12 protein-coding genes and 1 tRNA gene are annotated in these 15,009 nt (G+C 54.8%); 8 read left to right on the top strand and 5 right to left on the bottom strand.

From position 1 onward, the window contains the following. Positions 1-21 precede the first annotated feature (21 nt). From QC823_RS14050 to QC823_RS14085, 8 genes are all read left to right on the top strand, one after another. Positions 22-342 carry an urease subunit beta gene (locus tag QC823_RS14050; RefSeq protein WP_309657001.1) on the top strand — a complete coding sequence of 107 codons (321 nt, stop codon included), beginning with the start codon at positions 22-24 and terminating at the stop codon, positions 340-342. Then, complete coding sequence (gene ureC / locus QC823_RS14055; RefSeq protein WP_309656976.1) at positions 339-2,054, top strand: urease subunit alpha; 1,716 nt, start codon at positions 339-341, stop codon at positions 2,052-2,054. Before QC823_RS14050 ends, ureC begins: the two co-directional genes overlap by 4 nt. Before the next feature lie 8 nt (positions 2,055-2,062). Next, positions 2,063-2,614 (top strand): urease accessory protein UreE, encoded by a 552-nt coding sequence (gene ureE / locus QC823_RS14060; protein ID WP_309656977.1) that lies wholly within the window; start codon positions 2,063-2,065, stop codon positions 2,612-2,614. After that, positions 2,604-3,329 carry an urease accessory protein UreF gene (locus QC823_RS14065; protein WP_309657002.1) on the top strand — a complete coding sequence of 242 codons (726 nt, stop codon included), beginning with the start codon at positions 2,604-2,606 and terminating at the stop codon, positions 3,327-3,329. The genes ureE and QC823_RS14065 overlap by 11 nt, the downstream gene beginning before the upstream one ends. Positions 3,330-3,366: 37 nt before the next feature. Further along, positions 3,367-4,002, top strand: a complete 636-nt coding sequence (ureG, locus tag QC823_RS14070) for an urease accessory protein UreG (protein WP_309656978.1) — start codon at positions 3,367-3,369, stop codon at positions 4,000-4,002. Between the two features lie 42 nt (positions 4,003-4,044). After that, positions 4,045-4,287, top strand: coding sequence for a hypothetical protein (locus QC823_RS14075; protein ID WP_309656979.1), 243 nt, complete (start codon positions 4,045-4,047; stop codon positions 4,285-4,287). 126 nt (positions 4,288-4,413) lie between these two features. Then, on the top strand, positions 4,414-5,772 hold the full coding sequence (locus tag QC823_RS14080; RefSeq protein WP_309656980.1) for a diguanylate cyclase: 1,359 nt from the start codon (positions 4,414-4,416) through the stop codon (positions 5,770-5,772). Positions 5,773-5,843: 71 nt separating this feature from the next. Next, a tRNA-Arg gene (locus QC823_RS14085) sits at positions 5,844-5,920 on the top strand. A 158-nt stretch (positions 5,921-6,078) separates the two neighbouring features. On the opposite strand, the gene QC823_RS14090 is transcribed toward QC823_RS14085, so the two are convergent. The 5 genes from QC823_RS14090 to QC823_RS14110 all read right to left on the bottom strand — a co-directional run bounded on the left by QC823_RS14090 (position 6,079) and on the right by QC823_RS14110 (position 14,860). Beyond that, positions 6,079-7,791 carry a class I SAM-dependent methyltransferase gene (locus QC823_RS14090; protein ID WP_309656981.1) on the bottom strand — a complete coding sequence of 571 codons (1,713 nt, stop codon included), beginning with the start codon at positions 7,789-7,791 and terminating at the stop codon, positions 6,079-6,081. Positions 7,792-7,983: 192 nt separating this feature from the next. Beyond that, a complete protein-coding gene (locus tag QC823_RS14095) occupies positions 7,984-9,228 on the bottom strand; it encodes a sensor domain-containing diguanylate cyclase (RefSeq protein WP_309656982.1) in 1,245 nt (414 codons plus the stop codon). 109 nt (positions 9,229-9,337) lie between these two features. Further along, complete coding sequence (locus QC823_RS14100; RefSeq protein WP_309656983.1) at positions 9,338-10,015, bottom strand: tetratricopeptide repeat protein; 678 nt, start codon at positions 10,013-10,015, stop codon at positions 9,338-9,340. A 365-nt stretch (positions 10,016-10,380) separates the two neighbouring features. Continuing rightward, positions 10,381-12,951: a sensor domain-containing phosphodiesterase gene (locus QC823_RS14105; RefSeq protein WP_309656984.1), complete on the bottom strand. Its 2,571-nt coding sequence runs from the start codon at positions 12,949-12,951 to the stop codon at positions 10,381-10,383. Between the two features lie 214 nt (positions 12,952-13,165). After that, positions 13,166-14,860 carry a methyl-accepting chemotaxis protein gene (locus QC823_RS14110; protein ID WP_309656985.1) on the bottom strand — a complete coding sequence of 565 codons (1,695 nt, stop codon included), beginning with the start codon at positions 14,858-14,860 and terminating at the stop codon, positions 13,166-13,168. Positions 14,861-15,009 lie beyond the last annotated feature (149 nt).

Here is a 15,009-nt window from a genome sequence, read left to right on the forward strand (position 1 = left end):
GCTGCCATGATTCCCGGCCCAATGATTCCAGGACAGTATCAGTTAAAAGACGGCGATATCGAGCTGTGCGTGGGGCGTGAGTGTATCAGCGTCGAGGTGGCCAATACCGGTGACCGGCCGATTCAGGTGGGGTCGCACTATCATTTTGCCGAAGCTAACCCAGCGCTGGTGTTTGACCGTGACACGTCACGTGGTTACCGCCTGGACGTCGCGGCGGGCACGGCGATTCGCTTTGAGCCCGGCCAAACCCGCGAGGTCACGCTGATCCCGTTTGTGGGCCGGCGTCATATCTATGGCTTTCGCGGCGAGGTGATGGGTGCGCTCGATGGAGGTAAGCAATGAAACCGGTTAATAAGATCAGTCGGCAGGCCTACGCCGACATGTACGGCCCCACGGTAGGCGACCGCGTACGGCTGGGCGACACCGAGCTGTGGATTGAAGTCGAAAAAGACGCCACTCACTACGGCGATGAAGTGAAATTCGGCGGCGGCAAGGTGATCCGCGACGGCATGGGCCAAAGCCAGCGTAGCGACAACAGCGTGATGGACACGGTGATTACCAACGCCCTGATCCTCGACTGGTGGGGCATCGTCAAAGCCGACGTGGGGATCCAGCAGGGCCGCATTGCCGCGATTGGCAAAGCCGGTAACCCGGATACCCAGCCGGATGTCGAGATCGTCATCGGCCCCGGCACCGAGATCATCGCCGGCGAGGGCAAGATCCTGACCGCAGGCGCCTTGGATGCCCACATTCACTTCGTCTGCCCGCAGCTGGTGGAAGAAGCGCTGATGAGCGGCATTACCACCATGCTCGGCGGCGGCACAGGGCCAGCGACCGGCACCAACGCTACCACCTGCACCCCAGGTGCTTGGCATATCGGCAAGATGCTCCAGGCGGTGGACGATATGCCGATGAATATCGGCTTTCTGGGCAAGGGGAATGCCAGCTTGCCAGAGGCGCTTGAAGCGCAGCTCGAAGCCGGCGCCATGGGCTTGAAGCTTCACGAGGACTGGGGCACCACGCCCGCCGCCATTAATAACTGCCTGAATGTGGCGGAGAAATACGATGTGCAGATCGCCATTCACACCGACACGCTGAACGAGTCGGGCTTTGTGGAAGACACTTTGGCGGCCTTTAAAGAACGCTGCATTCACACCTACCACACCGAGGGGGCCGGGGGCGGTCACGCGCCGGATATTATCACCGCCTGCGCGAAGCCGTATGTGCTGCCGTCGTCCACCAACCCAACGCGGCCCTACACCATCAACACCATCGACGAGCACCTCGATATGCTGATGGTGTGCCACCACCTGGACCCCAATATTCCGGAAGACGTGGCGTTTGCCGACTCGCGTATTCGCCGGGAAACCATCGCCGCCGAGGATATTCTCCACGACCTGGGCGTGATCTCGATGATCGCCTCCGATTCCCAGGCCATGGGGCGTGTTGGCGAATCCGTCTGCCGGACCTGGCAAACGGCCCACAAAATGAAAGTGCAGCGCGGCCTGCTGCCTGAAGACGAGGCCCTGGGCGCCGATAACTTCCGGGCCAAGCGCTACATCGCCAAATACACCATCAATCAGGCCATTACCCACGGTATCGCCCACGAGGTCGGCTCGGTCGAGGTCGGCAAGATGGCTGATCTGGTGCTATGGAAACCGGCGTTTTTTGGCACCAAACCGGCGATGATTATCAAAGGCGGCATGATCGCGGCCGCGCCCATGGGCGACCCCAATGCGTCGATTCCCACGCCGCAGCCGGTGCATTACCGCTATATGTTCGGTGCGCTGGGCCGCGCGGCAAGCCAGACCCGGCTCAGCTTTGTCAGCCAGGCCGCGTTAGACGCTGGCATTAAAGAGACACTGGGGCTTCATAGCGAACTGGCCGCGTGCAAAAACGTGCGCCAGGTGCGCAAGCAGGATATGAAGCTCAACGACGCCTGCCCCGAGCTGACCGTTGACCCGCAGACCTACGAAGTACGCTGCGATGGCGAAATTTTAACCTGCGAGCCCGCCACCGAGCTGCCGCTGGCCCAGCGTTATCATCTTTTTTAGGAGCCCATATGTTGAAACTCATTGAACGGCTGGGGCCGATAGACGAGAGCGGCGCCAGCGATACGCTGACGTTGCCTTTCGAGCTGCGCATTCGCGGCCGCTTGAAAGCCAAAAGCGATAGCGGCCGCGAACTGGGGCTGTTTCTGGATCGCGGCCCGGTATTGCGCAGCGGCGAAGGCTTAAAGGCGGAAAGCGGCGAGATAGTGCGTGTCTGTGCCGCCGTAGAACCGGTGGTGACCGCGCGAGTCAGTGCTGGCTTACCGCTGGCACGGCTAGCCTACCACCTGGGCAATCGCCACGTTCAACTGGCCTTGGGTGAAGACGAGAAGGGTGGCTGGGTGCGCTTCCCGCCGGATCATGTGCTGGAAGAACTCGCCGAACGGTTGGGAGCTGTGCTTGAGCACCACAACGCCACCTTTGACCCGGAGCCGGGCGCCTATAATCAGGTCGGCGGCGGGCACTCGCATGGCCACGCACACGGTCATTCCCATTCCAGCTCTCAAGGTCATGACCATGACCACGATCATTCACACGGCCATGAGCACTACCATGCCCACTGAACACCCTGCGCTGGAAAGCCATAACGATGAGCTGGCACTGCTGGGGCTGATGCAACTGGTCAGCCCGTCGCTCCCGATCGGGGCCTTTGCCTTCTCGCAAGGCCTGGAAAGCGCCTTCGAGCTTGATTGGGTGCGCGACGAAACAAGCCTCGCCGAATGGCTAAGCGGCGTATTGGAAGACGGCTTAACCCGTTGCGAGTTACCGGTGCTGGCGAGGCTGCATCACGTCTTTAGCCAAGGCGGCAGTGAGGCGGGTAGGGAAACAATCGCCGAGTGGGACGCGTGGCTAGCGGCGACGCGCGAAACCGCCGAGCTTGCCGCCGAAGACAGCCGCTTAGGAACATCGCTGAAACGCCTGTTGAATAGCCTCGACTTGATGCCAAGTGAAGACTCACTACCGCCCTTGTTACCGGCTCAGGCAGGCTATGTAACGCTGTTTGCGTACACCGCCCATACCCGTGGTGTGTGCGTCCGCCAAACGCTGCTGGGCTTTGCCTGGGCATGGCTGGAAAACCAACTGGCCGTCGCCTGCAAAGCGCTGCCGCTCGGCCATACTGCCGCCCAGCGGGTAATCGAGCGGCTGCGCCCGGCGCTTGTTACCGCCGTGGACCAGGCACTTACGCTGGATGATGACGAGTTAGGCCCAGTGCTTCCCGGCCTGGCACTCGCCAGCGCCCTGCACGAAACCCAGTATTCGCGCCTGTTTAGAAGTTAATCGTTTAGACGTTGAATTTGACGATCAGGAGAATGACATGACCCATTGTTTACGCATTGGCGTTGGCGGCCCGGTAGGCTCGGGCAAAACCGCGCTACTCAAGCAGCTCTGCCTGGCGCTGCGCGATCACTACAACATCGCCGTGGTCACCAACGATATCTACACCCGCGAAGATGCGGACTTTCTGCTCAAGCACGATGCGCTGCCAGCGGATCGGATCATGGGCGTGGAAACCGGTGGCTGCCCGCACACCGCGATCCGTGAAGACGCCTCGATGAACCTCGCCGCTATTGACGAGCTACAAGAGCGCCACCCCGGCCTTGAGCTGGTGCTGGTGGAGTCCGGCGGCGATAACCTTTCGGCCACCTTCAGCCCTGAGCTTTCCGATCTCACGCTTTACGTCATCGACGTCTCCGCCGGCGACAAGATCCCGCGCAAGGGCGGACCGGGGATCACCAAATCGGATTTGCTGATCATCAATAAAATCGACATCGCCGAGCAGGTGCATGCCTCGCTAGACGTGATGGCGCGCGACTCGAAAAAAATGCGCGGCGAGCGGCCCTTCGTGTTTACCAACCTTTACGACGGCGTGGGGTTGGAAGACATTATTCGCTTTATTTTAGATCAAGGCATGCTCGACGACCGTCGCCCCCCGGTGGCTGCCACTGCGTAAAGGTTGGCAATACCTGATCCCATAAAAGACAAGGAAAACGTGATGAACCCGATGAAAAAAACGCTTTCACGCCCGTTATTCGGCCTTATCACGCTGGCGCTAAGCAGTGCGGTCAGCGCGCACTCTGGCCACGCCCCAATAGACGTCCACAGCCACTTAGGCAGCCCGGCGATGTGGTTATTGCTGGGGGGTGGCGTGTTGGGGTTCACGGCTGCCGCGCTTATCGTCTGGCGCGTGTATCGCCGCCGTCAGACAGAGGCAAAACAGGCGCGCCAGCAGGGGTAAACGCAACGCCTAATCCGTTCGCAGCACCCCTAGGACTATTGCCGTTGGCATCCGAACCTCTGCAGTAAATCACGCTGTTTCGGTGTAGTATTACGCCTTTAACAGCAATACGAGATGGGGTGCGCTATGCGCTATAAAGACAAACATCAGCTTGCCACCGAGTGGCAAACGCTTTTGCAGCGAACATCGTCGCCGGTTCGGCAAGCGGTGGAGTCGCTGGTGTTGACCCATTGCGTGTATTTCGCTGATCACTTCTACCAGGTCATGCTCGAAGACCCCAATGCCTCGCTGTTTCTCTCCAATGATCAAGTAGGGCAGCGGCTTAACCCGTCGATGCAGCGTTGGCTGAGCGCTATGTTCAGCGTTGAGCACGAGAACTTTGAGGCCTTGGTCGAGCAGCAGGAGAAAGTCGGCCAGGTGCATGCTCGCATTGATATTCCCGTGAATTTGGTGCTCAACGGCGCGCGCCAGCTCAAACTCGCGTTCTACCGTCAGATCAACCGCGACATGCCAAACGCGACCCACGGTGAGGCCTCGGTGTACGTCTCTGACCATATCGACATGGCGATGGAGATCATGAGCCACGCCTATTCGGTCGCCAACGACCGCAATGCCCGCACTGAGGAAGCGTATCGGCTGTTTTCGCTGACCCAAAGCGTGGGTGACGAGCGTGAACGCCAGCGCTCGGCGCTGCTGGATTGGGAAAACACGCTGATGTACGGCGTGGCCGCGCAGCAAGACGCGGCCTCGCTCCCACGGCTTGCAAGCTCGGAGTTTGGCCTGTGGTATTTGCACAAAGCGTGCCACGCGTTTGAAGGCGCACCGGAAATTACCGCTATCACCCGGTGCATTGAACAGATAGATAATGAGTGGCTGAAAGAACTGCACAAGGCGGACACTGCCTCAAGAATGAACGCACTAAGCGATATTCGCGATGCCACGCGCTCCATTCTGATGCTGCTGGATAATATGCTGGAGCGTGCCAGCGGCCTAGAAGCGGGCCGAGACAGCTTGACGCGCCTTCTCAACCGCAAGTTTCTTTCCGTGGTGCTGAATCGTGAGATCGAGATTGGCCGCCACTCTAACAAACGCTTTGCCCTGATGATGGTGGATATTGATCACTTCAAAGCCTTTAACGACACCCACGGCCACGATGCCGGCGACAGCGTGCTGCAGCAGGTGGCCGGCATTCTGGACCGCTCAACGCGTGGCGGTGACTACGTGTTTCGCATGGGCGGCGAAGAGTTTTTGCTCGTACTCGTCGATACCGATGCCGAAGGCAGCCGCCTGTTTGCCGAGCGGCTGCGCCAGGCAATCGCCAACGAGCCGATGTTGGTCGCGGGCGATACCCTGCTCAATGTCACGATCAGCGTTGGGGCCACCCTGCACGATGGCCACCCTGACTACCAACGCTCGCTGCAACGCGCCGACCAAGCCCTCTACCAAGCCAAGCACCACGGGCGTAACTGCGTGGTAATGCAGTGATGATGGCATGAGCGCGGAAGCAGCTCGGCTAGACACAAGCGCCGCTCCCGGTTACGATACGTCCTCGTTAAGCGCCCATAGCTCAGTTGGATAGAGTATCGGCCTCCGAAGCCGAGGGTCGCAGGTTCAAATCCTGCTGGGCGCGCCAGCGATTTCAAGGGCTTACGTTAATTCGTAGGCCCTTATTTTTTGCTTGTGCCCATTTGGTGCCCATCTCGTGCCTTGTTATGTCTCTCCCTGCGCTAAAGCTGATACTTTCGTAATGACGTTCGGTTGTTAAAAGGCACAATGTTGGGCACACCATTATTATTGGGTACTGCCCACCCATTCTGCTAACTGCTGATTGGCCTTCAATCGTTGGCGTTGTAATAATGCGCTATTGAAAATTACATCTAGAGATGACGCTGGTGTAGCTAGCGGCAGTGCAACGGCCGCTTCGTCTCGAAACTGTTGACAGACCTTTTCGTTGTCATCGAGACATTGCCACCAGTGTAAAATATCTTGCTTAGCTCTTTGCATTACGTTAGCAGAAGGCAGCCGATCCGATTTCGCTTGATTGGCTTTTTCCGTAGCAGGCAGCAGATTCCATAAATCATTGTTGTTCCAACGTGACCAAGGAAAGCAGTGGTCTATGGCGTACCTTTGTCGGTGCAGATCATTATGTGACCATACACAAGGCAATGGCGCAGGGTCTTGTAAACGTTGAGTAACTAACTGGCGTACCTGCTGTGTATCACGGCAATTTTCCTGCCACTGCAAGGCATGATGTAAGATGCCTGTATCGTAGTCGGTGTCATATCGCTGCATCAGCTGTACCCACTCATGCACGATGGCAGGCTCCAGCCAGCAGGCGTAACGGCTCATGGCATCCCACAGCTGGGTAGGGATTTGAAACGTGCCGAAAGATGCCAGTGTTGCACTATCAAGGCGGATGGCCTGTTCACGGACACGTAACCCCTGATAGTGCCCTTCAAAAATAGGCCGCTGACTGCCAGGCCAGGTAATAAAATGCGCGGGCATTTTGAGGATGGTCTGGCAAGCATCACGCAGCGCGCGCATTACGCTAGCGGCACATTGAGGATCAAGAAAGGGCGAACCGATTCGCAGATCATGGGGTGACAGTTGCCGTAGGCGATAGAAATCATCCTTGGCAAAGCCATAGCCTTTTTGGCCGGGTGATTGGCGCAGATCACGCTCGATTAACAAGGGCCGGTAGAGTTTTATCCAGAAAAGCCCAACCGCCCCCAGAGGTACCGTCACCCATTCGTCTGTTCGTGAAATCACGATGCCAGGCGCACTATCGGCCAGGCGCGTCAACGTGCGCAGCAAACCAAGCTTATAAGAAGAAGCCTTGTCATCATTAACGATAATATGTCGAAGGGAAGGCAGCGCTCCAGTGCCATCATCAGGCAGCCTGAAAACACGTAGATGCCAGGCAACACCTTGTCGCCCAAGTTGGTCGTTGTTATAGCTTTCCTGCATGGGAAGCAGTGCCAGATCCCGAGCCCAGTTATCCAATACCTCCATATTGACCGAATGAAACTGACGCTCATCGCTAACCGGGCCTTCGCGACAGGTAATCACCAAAAGCCCGCCCGGTGCTAGCAGTGAGCTGAGCACTCGCAACGCACGTTGCTGTTCATTAGGAGGCAAATGCATCCAGACTGCTGATACCAGAATCAGCTGGAAACGCTGTGAAAGCTGGCGGACACGGTTCAATGCAGGCAAAGTATCGTCAATCCAACTGACATCCCGGTCGTGCGTATATGCTTGCCCTAGCGTTCTCAGCTTTTCTGCAGGCTCAACCGCTATCACCTGCCAACCGCGCTCTGTAAGTGCTTTGGCATCACGTCCGCTACCAGCGCCAACGTCTAATACTAAGCCCGGCTGCTCGGGGAGATGATGAAGCCATTCACCATGGATACTTTCAAAGTTCAGCGATTGGTACTGGTTAAACAATCGGTGAGCGTGTTCATCGTAGAAGTACGTCGACGCAGCTGGACGTTGAGAAGACATCATGCCAAATCCTTGGTAAGCAATAACCGGCTAATACCTTCACCTTATCAGTTTAGTGCGCCTCAGGTGATGAAAGAGGTGCGAGGATCTTCAGCTATCGGCCAGAAGCGGTCTTTTAGCACTTCCGCATTTACGATCAATATTTGTTTAAATAGCTCACAATACCTTTCAACGACTGACCAAAAATTTATCCTATTACGATGCCATAACTCGGTTACGTCCTTCGGCCTTGGCCTGGTAGAGCGCTTGATCGGCTCGCTTAACCACCCTGGTTGCCAGCTCGTTGGGTCCGACTTCGACAACACCAAAGCTTGCCGTCACCTTCCCGACCACTGGAAAAATCACGTCAACGATAGCCAGCCGCAGCTTCTCAGCTAGCTGTACGGCTTGGGAAAACTCGGTTTCCGGTGCCAGCACCATGAACTCTTCACCGCCCCAGCGAGCGCAAATATCGGTTGTGCGAAGGTTCGCAGAAAGTACCCGCGCAAAGTCCCCCAGCACCTGATCGCCTACATCGTGGCCATGCTCATCGTTGATGGGTTTGAAGTGGTCAATATCAATCATGATAAGTGATAGCGGCCGCTCATAGCGCCTGGTACGCTCGATTTCTTTTTCCAGGCGTTGATCGAAGCTCATACGGTTAACCAGTCCCGTGAGCATATCTGTACTGGCTATCCGTTTTAGCTCCTGCTCGTGCTTTAACCGCTGAGTAATGTCTTTACCCACGGAAACATAGCGGACAATACGCCCCTGCTCATCTTTAATGGGGCTAATCGTTTGCTCAACATAGCGGTGCGCTCCATCGCGTGTTTGGTCCAAAAATGTATCGCGAAAGGTGTCACCGCTTGTCAGGGTATCCCACATGTTGCGATAAAATTGGGCCGAATGATGGCCCGATTGAAGCAGCCGGGGGTTTTGCCCAATCACCGCGTCGCGCGTGTAACCCGTATAACGTTCGAACGCCTGATTGACGTATTCAATATTGCCGGTAGCATCGGTGATAACCACGCTGTCGGACGACATTTCAATCGCACTTGACAGCAGCAGCCTTTGCCGCTGATCTTCTACCGAGGCGGTAATATCCCGCTGGATAGACACGAAATGGGTAATTGCCCCCGTCTCATTGCGTACCGGTGAGAGGTTCCACTCCACGTCATAGGGAGCCCCGTCTTTGCGGTAGTTCACCGTGATAGCGTCGAAAGGCTCACCGGCGTGCAGCGCCTTTCGCAGGCGATCAAGCATGTCACGGTCGGTTCTTGGTCCCTGCAACAAACGCGGCGTGGCGCCCAGCAACTCTTCCCGGGTATAACCGCTCATGCGAGTCATGGCCGTATTGACATAGACGATCTCTGGTCCAGGAAGATCGAGGCTAGCTGTGGTGATAACAACAGCATTGAACGATTGTGCCATTGCGACCTCAAGTAACCTTAAGTATTCCATTTCTCTCATAAGCTCCTTGATTCACCACCGTTATCACCTGTTACCTTCTCAGCAATAAAAGGGCTGCCAGAAAAAAGTTGTTTCACCCTTTATCGCACTATAGAGACCATTAAAAATCAAAGTTAGCTGCCATTTTTTGCCATTGATAAGCGGCCAATGGATCTTCAAAGTCGGGATATGCGCCGTCAAAAACATGCGCTAGTCGCATCATAGCTTCGGGATGATGCGCGCTCGCCGCCTGCAATAGGTAATGAATGCCCAGCTTTACGTCGTTGTATGAAACCTGGTGCGTTAAGCAATAGTGACCAAGGTTATAGGCGGCATACGTCGAGCCTAACTGATGCGCATAAACAAAAAATGTTAAAGCTTTTTTCCGGTCTTGAGGGACAATATCACCCCACCAATGATGGCAACCTAAGCGGTTAACTGCCCCGGCATGGCCCTTATCGCTCGCTTTGTAAAATAGGTGCAAGGCACGTTGATAGCACAACGGCACACCGCCCCCATGTAAATACAGTAGCCCCAAGTGATACGCCGCATCCGCATGGCCGCTTCCAGTCGCTCGATACCAATGTGTCGCTGCCATTAATAAATTTGGAGCAGCATCAGCGCCATAATAAGCTCGCATTCCTAACATGAAATTTGCGTCACCATCACCGCTGGCACCTAGCGCCTTCAGTTCTAGAAGAAATACAGTGTCCAATGCGTCTTTAGCAGGCGCCTGCTCTTCATAAGGTATTATGTCAGCAGATATTACGTCATATTGTTTTTTTCCTGTGAAGCTCATTTATTCTGCCCTCTTAACGTTGATTAATACGATAAGGCTGCTGATACAGCACAGGGATATGCCTTATTCACTCCATAATTACTGATCAAAAACCTTCATCTGCTTGAATATTGCTCCAAATTTAAAGCAGCAACCCGAGCAGACCGGGTTCTCAAATACGTAAAAAAGAAGTCGGCTTATTTTAGCGCCATGCGGCATGTTCTATTTAAGATGCCAGCGATTATCCTTAGAAAAGGCATATTTAATCTGTCATGTCGTCGTTCCTTTAGCTGTGACTTTTTTAGCCCAATATCGAACATTCCATTAAACATCGTGCCATGATCTTCCTTAGGCTCTCGTCGTCGGCCGAGCCGCGATCGGTGTGATCAGTCATCAGCAGGCAGCTGTACCGGTAAGGTCATTAGATCGCCCAAGGGAATGGGCCGAGAGAACAGAAAGCCCTGCAGCAAGTCGCACTGACGGCGAACCATATCCTGCTGCTCTTCGCGGGTCTCAACGCCTTCGGCGACCACAACCATTTCCATATGGTGCGCCATGGTAATCACGCCCTCCACGATAGCGGCGATGCGATGGTCCTGTTGCGCCTTCTGCACGAAACTGCGGTCGAGCTTGAGTTTGCGCGCGGGCAGGTCACACAGATAACTGAGGCTTGAGAAACCGGTGCCGAAATCATCCAGAGCGACGCTTATCCCCATCATATTGAGCTTCTCCATTAGCTCGACCACCGGTTCGGCGCCGTCCAGCAGCACGCTCTCGGTGACTTCCAGTTCCAGAAGGGCCGGCGGCAACCCCGAACACGCCAAGGCGTGCTCCACTTCCTCGAAAAAACCATCGCGACGAAACTGCAACGACGAAATGTTCACCGCCACCGGCAGCCTGCGGCCCGTATTGGCGTAAAGCTCAGCGATGTCGCGGCAGGCCTGATACAGAATCCAGCGCCCCAGCGGGATGATCTGTCCCGTGTGCTCGGCCAGCGGAATGAACTCCCCGGGTGAAATCATGCCGCGCGTCGGGTGTCGCCAGCGCACCAGCGCTTCGACGCTGCGAATACCACCGTTTGTGGCATCGACCTGGGGCTGATAATGAAGCTCGAGCTGCTCTTCGAGTAACGCCGTATTCAGCTCGTGGCGCATCATCACGCTGTGGCGGGAGTGCGCTGTCTGGCATCCTTTGAACCACTGCCAGGTGTTGCGTCCTTGGCGCTTGGCCTGCTCCACGGCCAAATCGGCTTGCTGGACAAGTTCGTGGGACTGCGCCGATAGATAACAGTTGCAGGCGATGCCGATACTGACGCTGAGTTGTATTTGCTGGCCCTCAACCTCGATGGGCTGTGACAAGGTCTCGATAATGCGCTCGGCTAGCTGAATCACCTGATCGCGGCTGTGATAGTCAGCCAGCAGGATGCCGAATTCATCCCCACCCAGGCGTGCCAATATCTCATCCGGACTCAATAGCGTTTCCAGCCGTTGGGCGATGGTGGTCAGCACCTGATTGCCAACATGGTGCCCCAGCCCGTCGTTAATGGTCTTAAAGCCATCCATGTCCAGGTACATCACCGCCAACAGCTCTGACGTCTTCAGGCTACGCTGAAAGGCGTCCTTCAACAGGCTGGTAAAGGACGTCAAGTTATAGAGCCCGGTCAGCAGATCATGGGTCGCTTGATAGGCAATATGGGCTTTCTGCGTTTTCCATTCGGTGATGTCTTGCTGTGTCCCGATATAATGGCTGCAAACCTGGTCGTCATCGAAGACCGGGCTGATTTCCAGCTGGTTCCAGAACGGCGTGCCGTCCTTGCGATAATTGACCAGCGTCACACAGACATCGCGCTGCTCGCGAATACCCGCGCGTATCTCGTCCACGGTTTCCGGGTCGGTGTCCGGCCCCTGCAGGAAACGACAGTTGACGCCTATTACCTCATCGCGAGAGTAGCCGGTCATGGTCAAAAAGGCCGAGTTGGCGTACACGATAGGCAAACCGGGTTCGCTCGCATCTGCCATTACCACCCCGTTGGGGCTGGCTTCAATCCCACGGCTGAGTCGCCTCAAGGCATCGGTCTGGCGATTGCGCTGGGTAATATCACGGCAGATGCCGTAGACGCCAACGATCTCGCCATCTAGCGATACGGGAAAGTTGATCACCTCCAGATAAAAAGCGTAACCCTCGGCATGGATGCCACGCGTTTCATACGTCACCACCTCTCCCAGGGCGGCCATATTGAAATACACTAGGGTCATTTCGCGTTCGTCGTGTGTCACGAACTTTTCGAAATGCTGGCCGATCAGGTGGGACTCGGGGTAGCCAGTGATGCGTTCCAGCGCGGGATTGCCGCGTTGGAAACACCCTTCCAGATCGAGCTCATAGACACCATCGGGATGGTAGGTGAACAGCGACCGATACCACTCGGTGAGCTCGTGGTGGCGCTGAGAATCCCGATCATACGACAAAGCCAAGGAGACCATAGTGGCAGCCTGGTGTAGTCGCTGTTGACTACCGACAGTGGGCACGTCGGGGAAGGCGTAGTAAGTACTGAACGTCCCCAAAAGCTCTCCATCCGGTGCGATCACAGGGCAGGACCAGCAGGCGCGAACACCTTCGGCAAGGGCGGCATCGCGAAAAAAATCCCACCGGGGGTCGGAGGCGATATCTTCCGTAATTGTCAAGCAGCGATCATGGGCCGCCGTAGCGAAGGACACCACATCAGATGCGACCTCAACCTGCTGAAGCACTTTATGGTAGTTGAGGGAGAAGCGCGGATTAGGGAGTAGGCTTAATGTGCCGTCCTTCGCATCGTAACGCATAAACGCCACAATAGAATCGGGTAACAGTTGCTCGATCCATTGCGAAATTACGTCGAGTCTTTCAGGCAACAAGGGATATCGCTCAGCGAATGGATAGACGCCTTGTTGACCCTCCCGTAGAGGGCTTACGTTGTTCATTGGTCATTCCTTTTATAAGAGATGACTGTCTTTGTCCGTTATTGGGGGAACGCCTTATTGCATCTCGATAACCAGCATGAACTTCTTTTTCCTTTCTGACGACGGACACAACGTGGTGGGTGAATGAAAAGACTTACCTGAGACAATGAAACGTTCCTGCTCAATATCACAACGGATCAACGCCTTATTATTCAGCCACATAGTTAGTGTCCTGTCAGAATGCTTCCCATTCATTTTGCAAAGAGAATTTAGACGATGTGTCTTTATTAAAACGTTGTTTCGGCGCTGGGGAAGCTACCTCAGACGTATCACTTTCAAGCTTAAAGCCCTCTTCGTGCCTTTTTGCATCTTGACTATTATTTGCCAGATTGAAAACAGCCACAGCAGCTTCCAAACGATCGGCCTGCTCGTCTAATGAAGCAGAAGCCGAAGATGCCTGCTGAACCAGCGCCGCATTTTGTTGGGTCACCTGATCCATCTGTCCTACTGCCTGAGAGACCTGCTCTATACCAGAACTTTGTTCCTCAGAAGCGGCGGAAATCTCGTCCATGATGTCCGTGACACGACGAATCGCACTCACCACTTCTGTCATAGTATTGCCCGTTTGCTCAACCAAGGCAGATCCTTGCTGCACCTGTGCTACCGAACTTTCAATAAGCGACCTGATCTCTTTCGCCGCTTCCGCGCTTCGGCTAGCAAGGTTGCGCACTTCGCTGGCGACCACGGCAAAGCCACGCCCTTGCTCACCGGCACGGGCGGCTTCGACAGAAGCATTTAATGCCAGAATATTCGTCTGAAAAGAAATGGAATCAATAACACCTATAATATCGGAGACCTGCTGAGAACTGCCGGCAATATCGTGCATAGTTTTCACAACACGATTCACTTCATCTCCGCCTCGCTCGGCAGTGTCTGAAGCTTCCTGCGCTAAACCGCTCGCCTGTTTCGCGTTTTCAGCATTTTGTTTTACCGTAGCCGTCATTTCTTCCATGCTGGCAGCCGTCTGCTGCAGGGCAGAGGCTTGCTCCTCGGTCCTTGAGGAGAGATCGGCGTTACCGTTGGCTATTTCGCGTGTTCCAACGTGAATCGAATTGGAGCTATCCCGCACGCTCTGGATAACGCTGGATAGATTGTCGACCATGCGTTTCATGGCAAAGAGGACGCTGCCGTCATCCCCACCGGATCGGGTGTTAATGTCGATATCCAAGTTCTGGTTAGCGACTTGACTCGCAATATTAGCGACATACGCGGGTTCAGCTCCCAGTTGACGACTGAGACGGGAAATCATGTACCAAGCCAAGAAAATCCCTATTGCTAAGACAGCCAAGATAGCGACGATGAATGTCGTACGCATGATATCGTACTGCTCCAACCCTTGACGGTACTCCCGCTCCGCAACCTCGAGCTGAACCGTCATGAGTTGATCAAATGTCTCAGAAACAGGGTCAATACTTTGGTAAAGGTCATTTACAATGAGGTCATTTAAAGCAGCCGAGTTCTGTCGCTGAATAATGTCTTCAAGCCTTGCCTCAACCTCATTAGCGCGCTCTAGTAAAGGCTTAAGTTCTGCGACCAAGCGCTCTTCCGAAGCAACTAACTCGGTGTCCAAATAGGCTTCCCACTCGCGCGCGATAATGCTTTTTGCCTCCTCTAAATTGCGCGCGGCCTGCTCCCAACGAATATTGCCATTGCTGACCTTATGTGCAGTATCAACGATATTGACGGCGTAAGCTTGAACGATGGTGGATAGCTGTTTTACAGGCACTACACGGTCTTCATATACGGTTTTAAGACTGTCCAGCGTGGCTTTTTTTCCTGTTATGCCTAACGCGCCGATAATCAATATGGCAATGGTGAAAACACTGACTAAAACGGCTAATTGATGCGCAATTTTTATATTTTTAAGCATAAGAAAATTACCCTATTCATTTTTAGTCAAATAGAATGGCCCCTCGACTTGAATCTAGCACAATATCAGGGCCGTTCCACAACAACTTAACGCTGATGGATAAAATCAACTGCATATTAAATTTCTCAGACTTTTCATGATAGCGCACA

The organism is Vreelandella vilamensis (genome assembly GCF_031451755.1).
In the GTDB taxonomy this organism is placed as follows: domain Bacteria; phylum Pseudomonadota; class Gammaproteobacteria; order Pseudomonadales; family Halomonadaceae; genus Vreelandella; species Vreelandella vilamensis.